Origin of the sequence: Vibrio sp. MMH1-50, assembly GCF_022347645.1 — a bacterium.
Taxonomy (GTDB): Bacteria; Pseudomonadota; Gammaproteobacteria; order Enterobacterales; family Vibrionaceae; genus Vibrio; species Vibrio harveyi.
The window spans coordinates 160172-180449 of the sequence record NZ_JAKRGG010000002.1 but is presented as its reverse complement, the minus strand read 5'-3'; the positions used below and the strand labels follow the sequence as shown (position 1 = coordinate 180449).

At 45.7% G+C, this 20278-nt stretch carries 21 protein-coding genes; 17 read left to right on the top strand and 4 right to left on the bottom strand.

Going from position 1 to position 20278, the window contains the following annotated elements:
- Nucleotides 1-10: 10 nt before the first annotated feature.
- The 4 genes from MHO32_RS02880 to MHO32_RS02865 form a co-directional block, all read right to left on the bottom strand.
- A complete protein-coding gene (locus MHO32_RS02880; RefSeq protein WP_005450340.1) occupies nt 11-757 on the bottom strand; it encodes an ATP-dependent zinc protease family protein in 747 nt (248 codons plus the stop codon).
- A 221-nt stretch (nt 758-978) separates the two neighbouring features.
- Complete coding sequence (gene cmoB, locus MHO32_RS02875) at nt 979-1950, bottom strand: tRNA 5-methoxyuridine(34)/uridine 5-oxyacetic acid(34) synthase CmoB (RefSeq protein ID WP_005450339.1); 972 nt, start codon at nt 1948-1950, stop codon at nt 979-981.
- A 147-nt stretch (nt 1951-2097) separates the two neighbouring features.
- Nucleotides 2098-2835, bottom strand: a complete 738-nt coding sequence (gene cmoA / locus MHO32_RS02870; protein WP_005426299.1) for a carboxy-S-adenosyl-L-methionine synthase CmoA — start codon at nt 2833-2835, stop codon at nt 2098-2100.
- 104 nt (nt 2836-2939) lie between these two features.
- The gene (locus MHO32_RS02865) at nt 2940-3806 is read right to left on the bottom strand and encodes a DUF72 domain-containing protein (protein ID WP_239210628.1); all 867 of its coding nucleotides are present in this window, start codon (nt 3804-3806) and stop codon (nt 2940-2942) included.
- Nucleotides 3807-4078: 272 nt separating this feature from the next.
- On the opposite strand from MHO32_RS02865, the gene aspS reads away from it, so the two are divergent.
- The 17 genes from aspS to nadA all read left to right on the top strand — a co-directional run bounded on the left by aspS (nt 4079) and on the right by nadA (nt 20169).
- Nucleotides 4079-5857 (top strand): aspartate--tRNA ligase, encoded by a 1779-nt coding sequence (gene aspS / locus MHO32_RS02860; protein ID WP_005426152.1) that lies wholly within the window; start codon nt 4079-4081, stop codon nt 5855-5857.
- A gap of 100 nt (nt 5858-5957) precedes the next feature.
- On the top strand, nt 5958-6479 hold the full coding sequence (gene ruvC, locus MHO32_RS02855; protein WP_005426231.1) for a crossover junction endodeoxyribonuclease RuvC: 522 nt from the start codon (nt 5958-5960) through the stop codon (nt 6477-6479).
- A 122-nt stretch (nt 6480-6601) separates the two neighbouring features.
- Nucleotides 6602-8053 (top strand): methyl-accepting chemotaxis protein, encoded by a 1452-nt coding sequence (locus MHO32_RS02850; RefSeq protein WP_239210627.1) that lies wholly within the window; start codon nt 6602-6604, stop codon nt 8051-8053.
- A 78-nt stretch (nt 8054-8131) separates the two neighbouring features.
- The gene (gene ruvA / locus MHO32_RS02845; protein WP_009698278.1) at nt 8132-8746 is read left to right on the top strand and encodes a Holliday junction branch migration protein RuvA; all 615 of its coding nucleotides are present in this window, start codon (nt 8132-8134) and stop codon (nt 8744-8746) included.
- Nucleotides 8747-8767: 21 nt separating this feature from the next.
- The gene (ruvB, locus tag MHO32_RS02840; RefSeq protein ID WP_009698277.1) at nt 8768-9772 is read left to right on the top strand and encodes a Holliday junction branch migration DNA helicase RuvB; all 1005 of its coding nucleotides are present in this window, start codon (nt 8768-8770) and stop codon (nt 9770-9772) included.
- 461 nt (nt 9773-10233) lie between these two features.
- Nucleotides 10234-11820 carry a cytochrome ubiquinol oxidase subunit I gene (gene cydA / locus MHO32_RS02835; protein WP_005450312.1) on the top strand — a complete coding sequence of 529 codons (1587 nt, stop codon included), beginning with the start codon at nt 10234-10236 and terminating at the stop codon, nt 11818-11820.
- 17 nt (nt 11821-11837) lie between these two features.
- A complete protein-coding gene (gene cydB, locus MHO32_RS02830) occupies nt 11838-12974 on the top strand; it encodes a cytochrome d ubiquinol oxidase subunit II (RefSeq protein ID WP_005450311.1) in 1137 nt (378 codons plus the stop codon).
- Nucleotides 12975-12986: 12 nt separating this feature from the next.
- Nucleotides 12987-13094, top strand: a complete 108-nt coding sequence (gene cydX / locus MHO32_RS02825) for a cytochrome bd-I oxidase subunit CydX (protein ID WP_000270284.1) — start codon at nt 12987-12989, stop codon at nt 13092-13094.
- Nucleotides 13087-13389 (top strand): cyd operon protein YbgE, encoded by a 303-nt coding sequence (gene ybgE, locus MHO32_RS02820; protein ID WP_017188312.1) that lies wholly within the window; start codon nt 13087-13089, stop codon nt 13387-13389. The genes cydX and ybgE overlap by 8 nt, the downstream gene beginning before the upstream one ends.
- Nucleotides 13390-13560: 171 nt before the next feature.
- A complete protein-coding gene (gene ybgC / locus MHO32_RS02815; protein WP_005450307.1) occupies nt 13561-13980 on the top strand; it encodes a tol-pal system-associated acyl-CoA thioesterase in 420 nt (139 codons plus the stop codon).
- Entirely contained in the window at nt 13970-14668 is a 699-nt protein-coding gene (gene tolQ / locus MHO32_RS02810; protein ID WP_239210626.1) for a protein TolQ, read from the top strand. The genes ybgC and tolQ overlap by 11 nt, the downstream gene beginning before the upstream one ends.
- Nucleotides 14669-14671: 3 nt before the next feature.
- Nucleotides 14672-15115 carry an ExbD/TolR family protein gene (locus tag MHO32_RS02805; RefSeq protein ID WP_005450302.1) on the top strand — a complete coding sequence of 148 codons (444 nt, stop codon included), beginning with the start codon at nt 14672-14674 and terminating at the stop codon, nt 15113-15115.
- 13 nt (nt 15116-15128) lie between these two features.
- Entirely contained in the window at nt 15129-16193 is a 1065-nt protein-coding gene (tolA, locus tag MHO32_RS02800; protein WP_239210625.1) for a cell envelope integrity protein TolA, read from the top strand.
- A 16-nt stretch (nt 16194-16209) separates the two neighbouring features.
- Nucleotides 16210-17562 (top strand): Tol-Pal system beta propeller repeat protein TolB, encoded by a 1353-nt coding sequence (gene tolB, locus MHO32_RS02795; protein ID WP_009698274.1) that lies wholly within the window; start codon nt 16210-16212, stop codon nt 17560-17562.
- A 32-nt stretch (nt 17563-17594) separates the two neighbouring features.
- Nucleotides 17595-18116 (top strand): peptidoglycan-associated lipoprotein Pal, encoded by a 522-nt coding sequence (pal, locus tag MHO32_RS02790; RefSeq protein ID WP_005450296.1) that lies wholly within the window; start codon nt 17595-17597, stop codon nt 18114-18116.
- A 15-nt stretch (nt 18117-18131) separates the two neighbouring features.
- Nucleotides 18132-18887, top strand: a complete 756-nt coding sequence (gene ybgF, locus MHO32_RS02785) for a tol-pal system protein YbgF (RefSeq protein WP_239210624.1) — start codon at nt 18132-18134, stop codon at nt 18885-18887.
- Between the two features lie 220 nt (nt 18888-19107).
- A complete protein-coding gene (gene nadA / locus MHO32_RS02780) occupies nt 19108-20169 on the top strand; it encodes a quinolinate synthase NadA (RefSeq protein ID WP_239210623.1) in 1062 nt (353 codons plus the stop codon).
- Nucleotides 20170-20278 lie beyond the last annotated feature (109 nt).

Here is a 20278-nt window from a genome sequence, read left to right as displayed (position 1 = left end):
ATCTACCTTATTATTTTTTATCTTCTTCCGTTTGAATATATTTACGACTCACATCGACGAGTGCGATGTCGCGCATAAATTCTCTTCCTAGTAACACAGGATGGTTCATTTGAGAGCGATCTGCCAACGTAAATTGCGCTTTTTCATGAATTTTTCCAACGCGCACCCAAAGTTCAACTACAGCACGACGCTCTAGTTCTTCATTGGTTGCTTGACGGATTTTCACGTAGCGAATAATTGGTGCTTCAATCCAAATATCTTTCTCTTCATCTGACTTGGTATTATCAGCTAGGTGGAAACGCACCCAGTTTTTGCCATTTCTTTCGAATTCTTCGATATCAACAGCGTTCAGTGAAGATGTTGCCGCGCCGGTATCTACGCGAGCGTCGAACGTTTGTTTGATTGAATCGATCGTCACTCGCTCAATTGAGCCAAGGACAATGTCATGGGTAGGAGTTGCTTGAACGGGAGCAGGAGCTTGAACAATGATAGGTTCTTTAGGCTTTCTCACTTCGTCCATTGCTTCTTTACGGAAGGTATTGAGTTCGCCATTTAACTTATCCACTTGGTCTTCCAAACTTTCGATGTAATCCGACTGGTTACTAAGTTGAAGCTCTAAGTTGGTAACGCGAGTATTGAAATTCGTTTCTGAAGCCTGAATAGCAGCTAACGTTTCTTGGTGGTACTGTTCGCCTTTGGTCAAAGTACATCCAGATAGTAAGGCGATGGCAACAACCGGAGTCAATCGTATAAACATTGAAAACCTTGGGATTGGAGTAAGTTGTTTGTTTTTTAAGAGTTTAGCGTTATCGCCAAAGGCTCACAAGCAAGAATCTGCTTCAGACTCTTACAGAATGAGGAATAGTGACGAAAAGCCAAAAAATTAAGGACGCAAGACGCATCCTTAATTAGATTTGAAGAGAGGTTAATGTCTTAATGGAGGGAGTGAGTTAAGACAATGTCAGAAATCTCAGTTAATTATGGCTTGGTTGCGACAAGCACCGCACGGCGAGGTGCAGGGTAGCCTTCAACGGTTTTGCTTGGGTCGTTTGGATCTAGGTAATCCGGCAGTGAATTGTGCGTCATCCAGTCGGTCGTACGCTGCTCATCTACAGACGTTACGTTCTCATCTACAATACGCACATCTTTAAAGCCAACCAGTTCTAGCCATACTTTCAGCGCTTTCGCTGACGGGAAGAAGTACACGTTACGCATTTGCGCGTAGCGAGACGTCGGAACCAATACCGCGTTCTCATCGCCTTCGATAACGAGTGTTTCCAGAACAAGCTCGCCACCTGATACTAACTGGTCTTTTAGCTGCACCAAGTGATCCAGTGGAGAGCGACGGTGGTAAAGCACGCCCATACTAAATACAGTGTCGAACGCTTCTAACTTTGGTAGTTGTTCAATACCTAATGGAAGAAGGTGAGCACGTTGGTCATCGCCCATTAACTTACGAATCGCTTCGAACTGAATTAGGAACAGATGAGAAGGGTCGATACCAACCGTTAGGCGTGCACCTTCACCCAGCATGCGCCACATATGGTAGCCGTTACCACAACCTACATCGAGCACGCTGCGGTTTTTTAGTGGCGAGATGTGCGGAAGAACGCGATCCCATTTCCAGTCACTGCGCCATTCAGTATCGATATGAATACCGTGCACTGTGTATGGACCTTTACGCCATGGGTGGAATGTACGCAGTAGGCTTTCTAGCTTTTTCAGCTCACCTTCATGGAAAGGCGTATCGTTGCTGATGGTTACTGAGTTTTTGATGTCCACTTGGTTTGGTGCACCTTGTGGAATCTTGTTCAGCGCTTTTAGCCAGCGACCAAAGTCACCGTGCTCAGCGTTTTGCCAATCTGTTAACTGTTGAGGTAATACGTTTAGCCACGGCTGAAGACGAGTGTCTTGAGCGATTAACTGATAAAAATTAGCAAAATTAAACATAGTTTTTCACTGAGTAATAAATTAAAAAATTGACACTAAATGCGAAACGTTAAGACTTTCTCGCTTCTCGCTTCTCGCTTCTCGCTTCTCGCTTCTCGCTTCTCGCTTCTCGCTTCTCGCTTCTCGCTTCTCGCTTCTCGCTTCTCGCTATTTAATCGCGAACATCGAACCGAAGTTAAAGCACTGGAACCAAACGTCGTAGCTTGAGAAACCAATTTCTGCGAAACGCTCTTTATGATCTTTCTTTGAATCAGGGCGCATCACGTTTTCAATTGCGCTACGCTTTTGGCTGATCTCAAGTTCGCTGTAGCCATTTGCACGTTTAAAGTCGTGGTGAAGGTCAATCAACAACTCGTTAGATACTTCATCTTCAAACACGAACTTTTCAGACAGAATCAAAATGCCGCCTGGGCGCAGACCCGCGTAGATTTTCTCTAGTAGAGCATAGCGGTCTTCTGGAGAAAGGAATTGCAGCGTGAAGTTCAATACCACCACAGACGCGTTTTCGATTTCGATATTACGAATGTCCGCTTCGACTACATCAACTGGCGTATCACTGCGGTACGCGTTGACGTGAAGCTTACAGCGTTCAACCATCGCAGGAGAGTTGTCCACTGCAATGATTTGGCAACCTTCTTGTTTGATATGACGACGCATAGACAGCGTAGCAGCACCCAAAGAACAACCTAGGTCGTAGATGTTTGAGTGAGGCTTAACAAAACGCTCTGCCAACATACCAATTGCAGAAATGATGTTGCTGTAACCCGGCACCGATCGCTGAATCATGTCAGGGAAAACTTCCGCCACGCGTTCATCGAACGTGAAATCCCCAATTTTATCGATTGGAGCCGAAAAAATAGTATCTGGATTGCTCTTAGGGTTCATAACCAAATCTCTGCATACAAGCCGCCTGAAATGTCAGGCATCAAAAAAGGCGCGTATTTTATGGGAAATTCGCGCCTCTGTCATTTGCTTAATTATAAGCTTGCCTAAAACATTTGTATTTGCGAGTTGCCATCGTTGGCAGGAAATACAGACAAATTTGGCAGTGAGAGCTTAAGTTGTAGCTGCTTATATAGCTTTTCAGCCAGTTCTGGTGCTAAGACGTTATCTGGTGTGTGAATCATCAAGTACGGTTGAATGCCTTGTTCAATCCACATCGGCAGCTTCTTTAACCAAGGTTCGAAAAAGCGCAGGTTGTCGTCCATGTCTGGATGACCGATAAAACGAATCATCGGGTGTTTGGCGGTTGCGATTGCATGAACCGGAACGCGAGGCTTTTTCTGGTGGGCATCGATTACCGCTTCAGTCGTCGGCTGCGCGGCGAATACAGGGCGGCTGTCCGTAATAATGCGGTCAATGCCGCTCTCTAACAGCCACTGATTCAACGCACGTTCTTCTTCACCTTTGGAGAAAAACGCCATATGACGAACTTCCACTCCAAGTGGGAAATTCGGCGGAAAGCTGGCACAGAACTTCTTTAATCTATCGAGGTGTTCTGGACCAAATGCAGCAGGGAGCTGAATCGTCCATTGCCCAACACGCTCATGAAGCGGTTCCATTACCTTCATAAAGTCACGTAACTGCTCGTCGCAACCTCTGAGCATCTGTTCGTGAGTAATGGCTTTTGGCAACTTAAAGGTGAATTTGAAATCGTCGTGAGTCGCGGCTTTCCAGTTTTGCACCGTGTTGAGCGTCGGTGTGGCGTAAAAGGTGGTGTTGCCTTCTACGGTGTGGAACACCTGCGCGTACTTTTCAAGTCGCTCTGCGGGTTTGGTGCCACTGCCATAAAAGCTTTGCTGCCACTGGTTGTGCGACCACATGGTCAATCCAAGTCGAAGGGGTAAATTATCCATATCTCTGCTTTACGTTTTTTCCTGAGCCCACTTTACGAGAGTTTTGCTGAAATAGGTAATTTCACGCTATAATCCCCACCAATTTTTTCGCTTTGGTGCGCTTTTGAACATTTGTTGTACTAAAAACCACCAATGAATGATAAAACACACTTAATTGTATGTTGAGTAGTCGATTTTCATAGGCTTTCAGCGTATAAATGGATCTTTACTCTGCTCGGCAATGAGGCTGACAGAGCGTAGTTAACAATATTTGAGAGATTGGGAATTTCATTATGCGTACCCATTACTGTGGTCACCTGAACAAGTCCCTTGCAGGACAAACTGTAGAACTTTGCGGCTGGGTTAACCGTCGTCGTGATTTAGGCGGTCTTATTTTTATCGATATGCGAGATCGCGAAGGTATCGTTCAGGTAGTTGTTGATCCAGATATGGCAGATGCGTATGAAGTGGCTAACACACTTCGTAATGAATTCTGTATCAAGCTAACTGGTGAAGTTCGCGTTCGTCCAGAAAGCCAAGTAAACAAAGACATGGCAACTGGTGAAGTTGAGATCCTTGCAAAAGGTCTTGAAATCATCAACCGTTCTGACGTTTTGCCTCTAGATTTCAACCAAAAGAACTCTGAAGAGCAACGTCTGAAGTACCGTTACCTAGATCTACGTCGTCCAGAAATGAGCGACCGCATCAAGCTACGTGCTAAAGCGTCTAGCTTTGTTCGTCGTTTCCTAGATGACAACGGCTTCCTAGACATCGAAACACCAGTACTAACAAAAGCGACACCAGAAGGCGCTCGTGACTACTTAGTACCTAGCCGTGTTCACAAAGGTAGCTTCTACGCGCTTCCTCAGTCTCCACAGCTATTCAAACAGCTTCTAATGATGTCTGGTTTTGACCGTTACTACCAAATCGTTAAGTGTTTCCGTGATGAAGACTTGCGTGCTGACCGTCAACCAGAATTCACTCAGATCGATATCGAAACGTCATTCATGACGGCTGACCAAGTTCGTGCAACGACTGAGAAAATGGTTCGTGAAATGTGGCAAGAGCTACTGAACGTTGACCTAGGTGAATTCCCAGTAATGCCGTTCAGCGAAGCGATTCGTCGTTTCGGTTCTGACAAGCCAGACCTACGTAACCCACTAGAACTAGTAGACGTTGCTGACCTAGTGAAAGACGTTGAGTTCAAAGTATTCTCTGGTCCAGCAAACGACGAGAAAGGTCGCGTTGCAGTTATCCGCGTACCAGGTGGTGCTGAGCTTACTCGTAAGCAAATCGACGGCTACGCAGAATTCGTAGGTATCTACGGTGCGAAAGGTCTAGCATGGATGAAGGTTAACGACCGTGCAGCAGGCATGGAAGGCATCCAATCTCCAGTAGCTAAATTCCTAAACGAAGACGTGATCAACGGCATCCTAGATCGCACTCAAGCGGAATCTGGCGACATCATCCTATTTGGCGCAGACAAAGCTAACATCGTTGCTGAAGCACTAGGCGCACTTCGTCTTAAACTTGGTAAAGACCTAGGTCTAACTAAAGAAGGCACATGGGCTCCACTTTGGGTTGTTGACTTCCCAATGTTCGAAGAAGACGACGAAGGCAACCTGCACGCTATGCACCACCCATTCACATCGCCTCTAGGTGTTACAGCGGAAGAGCTAAAAGCGAACCCAGCAGCGGCGAACTCAAACGCATACGACATGGTTCTAAACGGCTACGAAGTTGGCGGTGGTTCTGTACGTATTCACAACGCAGAAATGCAAGCAGCAGTATTCGATATCCTAGGTATTAATGCAGAAGAGCAACAACTGAAATTCGGCTTCCTACTGGACGCGCTAAAATTCGGTACGCCTCCACACGCTGGTCTTGCATTCGGTCTAGACCGTCTAGTGATGCTACTATGTGGTACAGAGAACATCCGTGATGTTATCGCGTTCCCTAAAACAACTGCGGCGGCGTGTCTACTAACAGACGCACCAAGCCTTGCAAACCCAGCGGCTCTAGAAGAGCTAGCGATTGCAGTAACAGTTGCGAAAGAAAAAGACGCAGAATAAGCGCACAACAATTAAAGAAAAAACTCCCGCATCTGCGGGAGTTTTTGTTTTAATGGCAACTATTCTCATACTTACAGTGAGTTATTGATTAGGACTCTTCATGTCAATTATTTTGGGCATTGACCCAGGCTCTCGTATTACCGGTTACGGCGTGATTCGCCAGCAAGGGCGTCATTTGCAATATCTAGGCAGCGGATGTATTCGCACTTCTGAAAAAGAGCTGCCAGGTCGTCTCAAGCAAATCTACGCAGGCGTGACGGAAATCATCACCCAGTTTCAACCAGATGTGTTTGCTATTGAGCAAGTGTTTATGGCGAAGAACGCTGATTCTGCACTAAAGCTCGGGCAGGCGCGTGGTAGTGCGATTGTGGCGGCAGTGAATGCGGATCTTCCGGTGCATGAGTACGCCGCTCGCCTCATTAAACAAGCGGTAACAGGTACAGGTGGCGCAGACAAAGTACAGGTTCAACATATGGTTCAACACATGCTTAAATTGCCAGCCAAGCCTCAAGCCGATGCTGCCGATGCGTTAGGTGTTGCCATTTGTCACGCTAACACGAATAAGACGCTGGTGGCGCTCGCAGGCAAAGCAACCAGTGCAAGAAAAGGTCGTTACCGTTAGGCGTGTTCTCGTATTAAAAATGAGACATCTCAGACAGATTTAAGGATTAAATTTGTTGAGAAAATGTTACAAAACTATAGTGATCAGAGGTCTAATAAGAAATCAATCAAGGAAGATTGAACATGAATCCAGCCACGCTGTGGCGCAGTGCATTTATGCCGCGCCAAACTCAATGGACAAGAACACAACAACGTCAAGCCGACATCCTCTCTCTATTTACCCTCATCGCTTTCCTCGTCGGGATCTACAGCCTGATCAAATGGTCCAAACATGGACATGAAAGCTTAATTTTTACCTCAATACTCTTAATCGCACTCGAACTGATATCCGCCTTAAGCCTGAAATGGTTCAAGCAACCAGCGTTGTCGCTAAATCTGGGGTTTGTGGGCATGTCGGTGCATGCGCTCAACATCATTTATCAAAGTGGTGGTGTGGTCGATTCTACCCAAACTTACTGGGTGCCTTTGTTAGTCGTCGCTTTCTTTTTATCTGGCACTCGTATCATGGCGATCTCTTGGAGCGCGTTAGTGATAGTGCTCTCTGCAGTAATGACGTATCAGCATATATCTGGTTTTGGTTTTCCCCAACTCGTGTTGTCTGAATCTGCGCAGCGTGTGGAGATATGGTCAGGCACTGTGTTACCGCTGGTGGTGATTTGTATTGCACAAGCTTTTACCGCTAAGCAGCGAGACATCGCGATTGCAAGTGCAGAGAAAGCCAAGGCAGAAAGTGAGTTGGTGGCGCAAAAGGCCACAGAAGGGGAGCTGCATTTGGCGGAGGTGCTTGAGCAAGCTAATCAAAATTCAAGTGAGTTGAAACAAGTCTCCCAAGTGTTGGATGAACAATCATCGCAATTGGATGCTCAAGTGAACGCCCTTAATGTAAACAGTGAATCCCAAGCCAGTGCAGCCGAGCAAATGAGTCAGCAAGTGCATCACATGGCGACTGGGATTGAAGAGTCCAGCAAGTTTGTCCAAGAGCTGCGCGAGAAGAGTGAGGGCGTTCATCAACAAGCTGAGAAAAGCTCGGAATTATTGGAGGACTCTACCCAAGCGATCAGCCAGATCATTACCAGCCATGAAGACATCATGAAAGTGGCGGACTTGATTACGTCGGTTGCGGAACAAACCAACTTGCTCGCTCTGAATGCCGCTATTGAAGCGGCGAGAGCGGGTGAGCAGGGCAGAGGTTTTGCGGTCGTTGCGGACCAAGTGCGAGAGCTTTCAGCTAAGAGCAGTCAGTCGGCGGTGGAAATTCGGAACTTGCTTGATCGCAGTGAGCAAGAAGTGAAGCATGGTCAAAGCGTTGTGACATCGAGTACAGAGCGAATGAACACCATTATTCAGCAAGTTACCACCATCTCTCACGATGTGCAGAGTCTGTCTGGCATCATGGCGACGCAAATGACGGCTTTAAAAGAGTTAGATGAAGCCAGCAGTGAAGTTGCTAACGGCGTAGTGAACACCAAAATCATTGCCGAAACTGTCGCGCAATACGGCAGCGAACTGAACGGGCAAGTGGTCGCGGTGCGCAATCTGACTCAACAGCTTGATCAAGTTGTCTCAAAAATCTAACCCCACCGCATAAAGGACTGGATGTCTATCCAGTTCTTTATTATCCTATCGCAAATTCATTTCCAAAGAGTATTTATAGTGATTGGACGTCTTCGCGGCACTCTGCTTGAAAAGCAACCACCTGAAGTTTTAATTGAAGTTAATGGCATTGGTTATGAAGTTCAGATGCCAATGAGCTGTTTCTACGAACTGCCAAATGTCGGCGAAGAAGCCATTATTTATACTCACTTTGTTGTGCGTGAAGACGCGCAATTACTTTACGGTTTCAACACAGTAAAAGAACGTGCGCTTTTCCGTGAAGTGATCAAAGCGAACGGTGTTGGTCCTAAGCTAGGTTTAGGTATTCTTTCTGGTATGACAGCGAGCCAATTCGTTTCTTGCGTTGAGCGTGAAGACATTTCAACGCTGGTGAAGCTACCAGGTGTTGGCAAGAAGACTGCTGAACGCCTCGTCGTAGAAATGAAAGACCGCCTGAAAGGGTGGGGTGCTGGCGATCTGTTTACGCCATTTACGGATGCAGCACCTGCGGACTCTGGCTCTGCGGGTTCTAATAACGCAGAAGAAGAGGCAATCAGTGCGCTTCTTGCTCTGGGCTACAAGCCAACTCAAGCGTCGAAAGTGGTTTCTCAGATCGCTAAACCGGATATGACCAGTGAGCAACTGATCCGTGAAGCACTAAAATCAATGGTGTAACGGAAAGCCCAAGGGAACAATATGATTGAAGCCGATCGTTTAATCGCTCCAGAAAATCCTTCGTTTCGTGATGAAGATGTTATCGACCGTGCGATTCGTCCTAAGAAACTGGCAGATTACCAAGGTCAGGATCACGTTCGTGATCAGATGGAGATTTTCATCAAAGCCGCTCAATTGCGAAATGAAGCGCTTGACCACCTTTTGATTTTTGGTCCTCCGGGCTTGGGTAAAACCACGCTTGCGAATATCGTCGCCAATGAGATGGAAGTGAACATTCGAACCACTTCTGGCCCAGTGCTTGAGAAAGCAGGAGACTTGGCGGCGCTGCTGACTAACTTAGAAGAAAACGATGTGCTGTTCATTGATGAGATTCACCGCTTAAGCCCGATGGTTGAAGAGGTGTTGTATCCAGCAATGGAGGATTATCAGTTGGACATCATGATTGGTGAAGGTCCTGCAGCACGCTCTATCAAAATTGATTTGCCACCTTTCACTTTGATCGGTGCAACGACGCGTGCAGGTTCTCTGACTTCGCCACTTCGTGACCGTTTCGGTATTACGCAGCGTCTTGAGTACTATAAAGTAAAAGACCTGCAAGATATCGTTCAGCGCAGTGCCGATTGCTTGGGCTTGTCGATGGAATCAGAAGGTGCATTGGAAGTTGCTCGCCGTGCTCGTGGTACACCACGTATTGCTAACCGACTATTGCGCCGTGTTCGTGACTATGCCGAAGTGAAAGGTAATGGTCATATATGTGCTGATACAGCAGACAAAGCGCTGAACATGCTTGATGTGGATGCTGAAGGCTTTGATTACATGGACCGTAAGCTGTTGCTTGCGATCATGGAGAAATTTGGTGGTGGACCTGTCGGTTTAGACAACATGGCAGCCGCGATTGGTGAAGAGAAAGACACCATTGAAGACGTTCTTGAGCCATATCTAATCCAACAAGGCTACTTGCAACGCACTCCTCGTGGTAGAATTGCCACAGATCGCGCTTATCTGCATTTCGGAATTGAAAAGTAAGATTCCATCGCTGGGCGCTTAGCGCTCAGCGTTTCACCAATGTTGACCAACCTCTCATTTATTAAATCTCTTCTAATACTAAATAGGTAATAGAAACTTATAGATTGTTAACTCTATGTTCTTGCCCAACTGATTATTTTCTCTCCTGATTACTCTCTATTAACATACTCATCGAATATCGATTGATCTGGATCAATGTGATGGATTTTTGTGCAAAATCAGCGCATAAAGATTGATGTATATCAAAGCGGTTTCTCGCCATAAACCTTTTGAAACAAACTGTTTTTACAAGTAATATTAGACCCAGCTATATTAGCTGATGCTTAACAATTAACTAACCAATGAAGCACATTTTTGCAACAAAGCGTTGTGATAATTCAACATTTTTCAAGTGTGAATAACACTTGTGTATGGATTGCAATATGTAGAGAGTGTCATTCAGCCGACACATAGGAGTTACCATGATTGACGTAGTTGATCTGTCGCGGTTGCAGTTTGCACTGACAGCGATGTATCACTTCCTATTCGTACCATTGACTCTTGGTATGGCCTTCCTTTTGGCCATTATGGAATCGATGTACGTAATGACGAACAAGCAAATCTACAAGGACATGACCAAGTTCTGGGGTAAGCTGTTCGGTATTAACTTTGCACTTGGTGTGGCTACCGGCCTTACCATGGAGTTCCAGTTTGGTACGAACTGGTCTTACTACTCCCACTATGTAGGTGACATCTTCGGTGCACCACTGGCGATCGAAGCACTGGTTGCTTTCTTCCTGGAGTCAACTTTTGTTGGTCTATTCTTCTTCGGGTGGGATCGTCTATCTAAACGTCAACACTTAGCGGTAACCTGGTTGGTTGCTCTGGGTTCTAACTTCTCTGCACTTTGGATTCTTATTGCGAACGGCTGGATGCAAAACCCAGTTGGCGCTGAGTTCAACTTTGAAACCATGCGTATGGAAATGGTGAGCTTCGCAGACGTTGTTCTAAACCCTGTAGCGCAAGTTAAATTTGTACACACAGTAGCGTCTGGTTACACATGTGGTGCAATGTTTGTTCTAGGCATCAGTTCTTACTACTTATTGAAAGGTCGTGATGTGGCGTTCGCTCGTCGTTCGTTTGCTATCGCAGCTTCTTTCGGTATGGCAGCAATCCTGTCTACTATCGTGCTAGGTGATGAATCTGGTTACGAGCTTGGTGAAGTTCAAAAAGTGAAGCTTGCAGCAGTCGAAGCTGAGTGGCACACAGAACCAGCACCAGCGGCGTTCACACTGTTCGGTTTACCAAACCAAGAAACAATGAACACCGATTACGCAATTAAGATCCCTTACGTTATGGGTATCATCGCGACACGTTCATTTGACGAGCAAGTAACCGGTCTGCACGACTTACGTGAAGAGCACGTTGACCGTATCCGTACTGGTATGTACGCATATGAATTGCTTGAAAAACTGCGTGCAGGCGACAAGTCTGAAGCAAACATGACTGCGTTTGACGAAGTGAAGGGTGACCTAGGTTATGGTCTACTTCTAAAACGTTACACAGAAAACGTTGTTGACGCGACAGAAGACCAAATCCAAGCTGCTGCAGATGATTCAATCCCAACAGTATGGCCGCTATTCTGGTCATTCCGTATCATGGTTGCGTGTGGCTTCATCATGCTATTCGTATTTGGTGCATCATTTATCCAAACATGTCGTCAGAAGATCGAACAGAAACCATGGATTCTTAAAGCTGCATTGTTCAGCATTCCACTTCCATGGATTGCGATCGAAGCAGGTTGGTTTGTTGCTGAGTACGGCCGTCAACCGTGGGCAGTAGGTGAAATCCTACCGGTACACGTTGCGGCTTCAGCACTAACAGCAGGTGAAATCTGGACTTCACTATTTGCAATCCTAGCGCTGTACACTGCATTCCTAATTGCAGAAGTATACCTAATGGTGAAATTCGCTCGTAAAGGTCCAAGCAGCCTGAAAACTGGTCGCTACCACTTCGAGCAAAACGCTGACTCTGTTGAAGACAAAGTTAGCCGCCAAGTAGAAGCGTAAGGTAAGGAGACAACAAGATGTTTGATTACGAAATCTTGCGATTCATCTGGTGGGTACTGATCGGTGTTCTACTAGTTGGTTTCGCTATTACTGACGGTTTCGATATGGGTGTAGGCGCGCTTGTACCTGTTATCGGTAAAAACGACACACAACGTCGTGTAATGATTAACTCAATCGCTCCGCACTGGGATGGTAACCAAGTTTGGCTTATCACTGCTGGTGGTGCATTGTTCGCAGCATGGCCTTTGGTTTACGCGACATCGTTTTCTGGTTTCTACCTAGCGATGATCCTAACTCTAGCGGCACTTTGGCTACGTCCGATTGGTCTTGATTACCGCTCAAAAATCGAAGATCCAAAATGGCGTAACACTTGGGATATCTGTATTTCAATCAGTGGCTTCGTTCCACCAATCATCTTTGGTGTAGCGTTTGGTAACCTTCTACAAGGTGTTCCATTCCAGTTGAATGAATTCCTAATGCCAACGTACCACGGTTCATTCTTTGGTCTACTAAACCCATTTGCTCTGTTATGTGGTCTAGTAAGTTTGTTCATGATCCTGATGCAAGGTGCAACTTGGCTTCAAATGAAGACAACTGGCGAAGTACATACTCGTGCTCGTAATGTGGCTCAGCTAACAGGTCTACTAACTGTTATTGCATTTGTGGTTGCAGGTTTCTGGATCCAAAGCATCGAAGGCTACGTTATCGTAGGTGGTATCGACACAGCAGCAGCTTCTAACCCTCTAAACAAAGAGGTTATCCGTGAAGCTGGTGCGTGGATGAACAACTTTGAAGCTTACCCACTACTATGGGCTGCACCTGTACTGGGTGTTGCTATGCCGCTTCTAGCAGTATTGGCATCTCGCCTAGAGAAGTGTGGTATCGCGTTCCTAACTTCAAGTCTTGGTAATGCTGGTGTTATCTTTACTGCTGGTATTGCAATGTTCCCATTCGTAATGCCTTCAGACCTGATGCCAAGCCAAAGTCTAACAATGTGGGATGCAACTTCATCTGAACTGACTCTGAACCTAATGACAGGCGTAGCGTTTGTTATGGTTCCTATCATCCTTGCTTACACGTCTTGGACTTACTACAAGATGTTTGGCCGCTTGGATGACCAGTTCATCGAAGAAAACAAAAACTCACTATACTAAGGAGCTATTACTATGTGGTATTTCGCATGGATTCTAGGTGTACTACTTGCTTGTGCATTCGGTATCATCAACGCTCTTTGGTTAGAGCACTCAGAAATGATGGATAAAGACAGTGAGTAATCTCGCTGACAAGGTAGCGAAACTTCACGCACCAATGGACAAGACTCTGCTAAGAGTCTTGGCCTTAATCCTTGGCTTTATGCATGTAGGGTTGGTGATGTGGGATCCGAACGCATACCATCGAGAAATTGGTGGCTTTAATGCGTTTATCGCACCAGCGCTGATTTGGGCAGTGTGCTCAAGCATGGTATATGGTGTGGGCTTCAAGCCAAGAAACTGGTACTGGCAGGTGTTGTTCAGTCCTTATTTCTCGCTCGCTATCTTAATTTATCTAACTGCACTGTATTTCATGTAAGCGTTACAGACTGAAATAAAGTCGGTTACTAAATCATCGAATAAAAGCCAGACTCATAGTCTGGCTTTTATTTTTTCTACAAATTTCAAAAATATTCCCTTAGCTCAGTACCAATTGCTGTCGCTTCAGTTATAGTAATTGCTTTAAAGAATTGAATATATTGGTACTCCCTTGCAAGGCACATCAAATTCCTTCCGCTGGCCAATCACGGTGTATTACGAAGACACTGATGCGGGCGGCGTCGTCTATCACTCAAATTATTTAAAATTCTTTGAACGTGCGCGTACTGAGTTATTGCGTGCAAAAGGCATTTCTCAAAATCTGTTGTTGGAACAAAATATAGGTTTCGTTGTCCGACACATGGATATCGATTTCAACCAAGGGGCTAGATTGGACGAGCATTTGACCGTTCTTACCCGAGTGTCAGAAATAAAACGTGCGTCTCTGCAATTCTGTCAAGAGTTAGTCAATGATGAAGGCAAAACATTGTGCAAGACAATTGTTAAGGTAGCATGTATCGATAATAAGAAAATGAAACCAATAGCTATCCCATCTTTTATCAATTCGGAGCTAACAAATAGTGACTGCTGATATTTCCATTTTAGATCTCTTTCTTCAGGCCAGTCTGTTGGTAAAGCTTGTGATGTTGACACTACTCGGTATGTCTGTCGCATCTTGGGCAATGATCATCAAGCGCAGCAAAGTGTTGTCTAAAGCATCGAAAGATGCCGAGTCATTTGAAGACAAATTCTGGTCAGGTACTGATCTTTCTCAGCTTTACCAAAAGGTAAAAGCCCGTAAAGATGACATTACTGGCACAGAAGAAATCTTCTACGCAGGTTTTACAGAGTTTGCACGTCTACGCAAAAGCAATGCGAATTCTCCAGCTTACATCATGGAAGGTACGGGTCGTGCGATGCGTGTCTCCGTTGCTCGTGAAGTCGATGAACTGGAAACGAGCCTACCATTTCTTGCCACAGTTGGTTCAATTAGCCCGTACATTGGTCTATTTGGTACTGTTTGGGGCATCATGCACGCCTTTATTGCACTAGGTGAAGTGAAGCAGGCGACACTTTCTATGGTGGCTCCTGGTATCGCAGAAGCACTGATTGCAACTGCTATGGGTCTATTTGCCGCTATTCCAGCAGTAATGGCTTACAACCGTCTAAGCAACAAAGTAAGTAAGTTAGAGCACACTTACGCGACTTTCTCTGAAGAATTCCACAGCATCCTGCACCGTCAAGCGATGGCGGGTAGAGACAGCGCAAGTAAGGAATAAGGCATGGCGGGTTACCAACCTAAAAAGCGTAAAATGACAGCAGAGATCAACGTCGTGCCATATATCGACGTCATGCTCGTATTGCTGATCATTTTTATGGCAACCGCTCCATTTGTCACCCAAGGTGTTGATGTAGATCTTCCACAAACATCGACAGCTGAATCGATGCAAGATATAGCGGGTGATACAGACAGCAGCTTTATCATCATTGAAATTGATCGCGACGGGAATTTAGGTCTGAGCGTGAATGACGAAGAGGTTCAGCGCGGTCTATCACTACAAGACGTGATTGTAAGAGTGAAAGCAGAACGCTCTATCAAGCCAGATTCACCTGTTGCGGTGGGCGGCGATGCGGCGACGCCATATGCTGACGTTGTACTTTTGCTTGACGAGTTAAGTCGTGCAGGCATCCCAAAAGTGGGTCTGATGACCGATATCAAGGAATAGACATCGTACATCTATGAAAGACAACAAGAAGAAACGCAAAGAATACACCAAGCCGATAGCGATATCAGTTGGTTTGCATGCGCTGTTAGTCGTTGCTCTGCTTTGGGGTACAGATTTCACAATGTCTAAGCCGGAACCTACGGGGCAAATGGTGCAGGCAGTGGTCATTGACCCTAAACTTGTTCAACAGCAAGCGAAAGAGATTCGTCAGCAACGCGAAAAAGCGGCAAAGAAAGAGCAAGACCGTCTTGATAAGTTGAGACGTGAAGCTGAGCAGCTTGAGAAAAATCGCAAAGCAGAAGAAGAGCAGATTCGTAAACTGAAAGAGCAACAGGCGAAAGATGCCAAAGCCGCTCGCAAAGCCGAAGCTGCTCGTAAGAAGAAAGAGCAAGAGCGTAAGGCAGAGGAAGAACGCACTCGTAAAGAAAAAGAACGTGCAGCAAAAGCAGAAAAAGAACGTAAAGCCAAAGAAGAGGCTGTACGTAAAGCTGAGCAGCAACGCATTGCTAAAGAAGCTGCCGCAGCAAAAGCGGAACAAGAGCGTGTAGCGCGCGAGAAAGCTGCGAAAGAAGCAGAAGAGAAAGCGCGTCGTGAACGTGAGGCCGCAGCAAAAGCAGAGCAAGAACGTATTGCGAAAGAAAAAGCCGCGAAAGAGGCCGCTGAAAAAGCGCGCAAAGAAAAAGAGCATCTTGAGCGATTAGAGCGTGAGCGTAAAGAGCAAGAAGCAGCGTTGGATGACATCTTTGCTGGTCTAGAAAGTGAATCTGAACTTAACCAAGAAGCAAAGAATCAGCATGTTAATTCGGAAGCTGATCGTTATGGTGCGATCTATAAACAGCTAATCGAAAGTCGTATCATCAAGGATGACTATCTTGTGGGAAAGTCGTGTAGGTTGAACATTAAGCTTGTGCCAACAGGAACAGATGGCGTAGTGAGTAGTGTTTCAATTATCAGTGGTGATGCTCGTTTATGTAGCGCAGCAAAGAGCGCAGTTAATCAAGTTGGTAATTTCCCTATGCCAAAAGACCGCGCCATTATAGATAAAATTCGTGATGTTAACTTAACGGTTGATTATTAAATTAAGGAACTGAGACGTGATTAAACGCCTTTTACTAGGAATGTTTGTACTGCTTGGCAGTCTAACGAGTGTGGCTCATGCTGCACTAGAGCTGGTGATTACCGATGGTATTGATTCAGCGCGACCAATTGCTGTTGTTCCATTCAAATGGGAAGGCAGTAAACCTCTTCCAACTGATATTTCAGCTGTGATTGCTTCTGATTTGCAACGCAGTGGTAAATTCAGCCCTGTACCAACGAGCAAAATGCCACAAACTCCATTCAATGAATCAGAGGTGAACTTTGATGCGTGGACAGGTCTTGGCGTTGATGCTCTGCTAACTGGTTCAATTAAGCAAAACGAGCAAGGTAACTATGTGGTTAACTACCAATTAGTGGACGTTGTTCGTGGTCAGCTAACGGGCGGTCAGAGTAAAGCTCTTGGTGGTGATGGTGAGCTGGTACTTTCTAAAGATCATGTTCTTTTCAATAAAGTAGCAACGGTTGAAGCTCCACGCATGCGTGAATACGCGCACCGCATTTCTGACCTTGTTTACGAGCAACTTACTGGCGAACGCGGTGCATTTATGACGCGTATTGCTTACGTTGTTGTAAATGACAAAGATCGCTTCCCATACCAACTTCGCGTTGCGGATTACGATGGTTACAACGAACGTTTGGTACTTCGTTCTAAGCAACCGCTTATGTCTCCTGCATGGTCACCAGATGGCCAGAAGCTAGCGTACGTGAGCTTCCAAAATGGTCAGGCTGAAATCTTCATCATGAACATCTATACCGGTGAGCGTGAGAAGGTAACGTCATACCCTCGTCATAATGGTGCGCCAAGATTCTCGCCGGATGGCAGTAAACTTGCTTTGGTACTGTCTAAGACAGGTTCACTTCAGGTTTACACCTTGGATCTAAAAACACGTAAGCTGACACAAATTACGCGTGGCAGATCAAATAATACGGAACCGTTCTGGCACCCCGATGGCAAATCGCTGATTTTCACATCAGACAGGGGTGGTAAACCTCAGATTTATCAAGTAAATTTGGGCAGCGGTTCAACTAACCGCTTGACTTGGCAAGGCAGTCAGAACTTGGGTGGACAAATCACTCCTGACGGCCGATTCCTTGTCATGGTGAATCGCAGTGATTCGGGCTTCAACTTGGCTAAACAAGATTTGGAAACAGGTGCTCTTCAGGTGCTAACAAAAACGTTGCTTGATGAGTCTCCGAGCATTGCCCCAAATGGTGGCATGGTTATCTATAGCTCGATTTACAACAAGAAAAACGTACTATCGATGGTGTCAATTGATGGTCGATTTAAAGCTAGATTACCGGCAACAAATGGGCGTGTAAGAGCTCCCGCATGGTCACCGTTTTTGTAGTAAGAAAAAATTGATTAATAAAGGAAAATAAGATGCAACTGAACAAGGTTCTAAAAGGGCTACTAATCGCGATTCCTGTGATGGCTATGACAGCATGTAGTTCAAGCGATGACGCTGCTTCTAACACTGGTGCAGAAACAAACACTGGTGCTGCAGAAACAACAGTCGTTACTCCGATCGATCAAAACGGTCAGCTAACGGAGCAAGAGCTAAAAGAGCAAGCGCTACGTGAAACTCAAACTATCTACTTCGCATTTGACAACTCAACAATTGCAGGTGATTACGAAGAAATGCTAGCAGCTCACGCTTCTTACCTAAGCAAGAACCCTGCTCTAAAAGTAACTATCGAAGGTCACGCTGATGAGCGTGGTACTCCTGAGTACAACATCGCACTAGGCGAGCGTCGTGCAGAAGCAGTATCAAACTACCTACAAGCACTAGGTGTACAAGCTGACCAAATCTCTATCGTTAGCTACGGTGAAGAGAAGCCACTTCTTCTAGGTCAATCTGAAGAAGTTTACGCTAAGAACCGTCGTGCGGTTCTAGTATACTAATTCGAGGTAAACCTCATGTTCAGTAACACTAAGCGCGCTGTTACGCTTACGTTACTGGCAAGTGCAGCGAACTTCGCGTTCGCTGCACCAGCTCCAGTATCAGATCTCAACAGCACGTCATCAGTATCTACTCAATCTTCTTCAGAAACCGACATCGAGCGTTTAGAGCGCTTGCTGCAAAATCGCAACCGCGTTCAGCTTCAAATGCAAGAGCAAATTGACCAAATGTCACAAGAGATCAGTGATCTACGTGGTCAGTTAGAGCGTAATAGCTACGAGATGCAGCAAATGCTGAAACGTCAGCGTGAGCTGTTTGTTGAGCTTGATCGAGTGCGTGGCGAAATGAAAGCCGCACCTGTTAAAGAAACGAAACCAGCAGAGACGGGTGGTAAGTACACATCGAATGCCGATGAACAAACGGCTTACCAAGACGCGGTGGATTTGATCCTTAAAAAACGCGACTACACCGGTGCTATCGCTGCATTCCAACAGTTCCAAAAGGACTATCCTGATTCAACATATTCTGCGAACTCACATTACTGGCTAGGTCAGTTGTACTTCGCGAAGAAACAGGATAAAGAAGCTGTGAAGAGCTTTGCAGCCGTGGTTTCTTACAAAGATTCCAACAAGCGTGCAGATGCATTAGTCAAGCTAGGCGATATTGCTGAGCGTAACAACAATGCAGCGCAAGCGAAGAAATACTATCAGCAAGTGGTGGATGAGTACCCAGGCAGTGCATCGGCGAAAGTCGCTAGCTCTAAGCTGAAGTAAAATAACAAAAGGGAGCTCAGGCTCCCTTTTTCTTTGGGCTTCACCGCGCACTTTTTTAAAGACCTATTGATGTGATGAATATCTAAAGGCAACAATCAGAATTGTCACTCACAACAAAGATATACGGCTAGACTGCTATAAATTCCGGTTACGGGTTGGTTTTTGAAAATCAACAAGGTTACAATACTCGGATTAAAGGAAGTTGCGTAGAGCAAGAGCAATGAGCCACATATTAGATAAAATCGACACAGTTTACCCATTCCCACCAAAACCAATCCCATTAAGCCAAGAAGAAAAAGCCGATTACATCGAGCGAATCAAAAAGCTGCTTAAAGAAAAAGACGCGGTACTTATCGCCCACTACTATACCGATCCTGAGATCCAAGCTTTGGCTGAAGAGACCGGTGGTTTTGTTGGTGATTCGCTAGAAATGGCAAAGTTTGGTAACCGTCATCCAGCAAGTACGCTGATCATTGGTGGTGTTCGCTTTATGGGTGAGTCTGCGAAGATCCTGACACCAGAAAAGCGCATTCTAATGCCAACGCTAGAAGCAGAATGTTCACTTGATCTTGGTTGCCCTGCGGATAAGTTCAGCGAGTTCTGTGATGCGCACCCAGACCACACGGTTGTGGTTTACGCAAACACATCTGCAGCGGTAAAAGCACGCGCAGATTGGGTGGTGACTTCTAGTATTGCGCTTGAAATCGTGGAGCACCTAGATTCAGAAGATAAGCCAATTATCTGGGGCCCTGACCGTCACTTAGGTTCTTACATCGCAAACAAAACTGGCGCAGACATGTTGCTATGGCAAGGTGAGTGTGTGGTTCACGATGAGTTCTCTGCAGATGCGCTACGCAAGATGAAGAGTGTTTACCCAGACGCGGCAATCCTAGTGCATCCAGAGTCTCCAGCGAGTGTGGTTGAACTAGCAGACGCGGTTGGTTCTACGAGTCAGCTAATTAAGGCAGCGAAAGAGCTTCCTCATCAACAAATGGTCGTTGCGACTGACAAAGGCATCTTTTTCAAGATGCAACAGCTAGTGCCAGAGAAAGAATTGATTGAAGCACCCACGGCAGGCGCAGGCGCAACATGTCGCAGCTGTGCACACTGTCCTTGGATGGCGATGAACGGTCTTAAAGCAATTGAGCAAGCGCTGCGTGAAGGTGGTGAAGAGCACGAAATCTTTGTTGATGAAGCACTACGTGTGAAGTCACTGATTCCGCTCAACCGCATGCTAGATTTTGCCGAGCAGTTAAACATGCAAGTTAAAGGCAACGCATAGTCATTCCGTCAACTTAGACTGTAGTTTGTTAATATAAATCTCAAAAACCAGCCGAATGTGGCTGGTTTTTTTATTTCTTACAATCAATAGGTTAGTATTTAGTTATAGC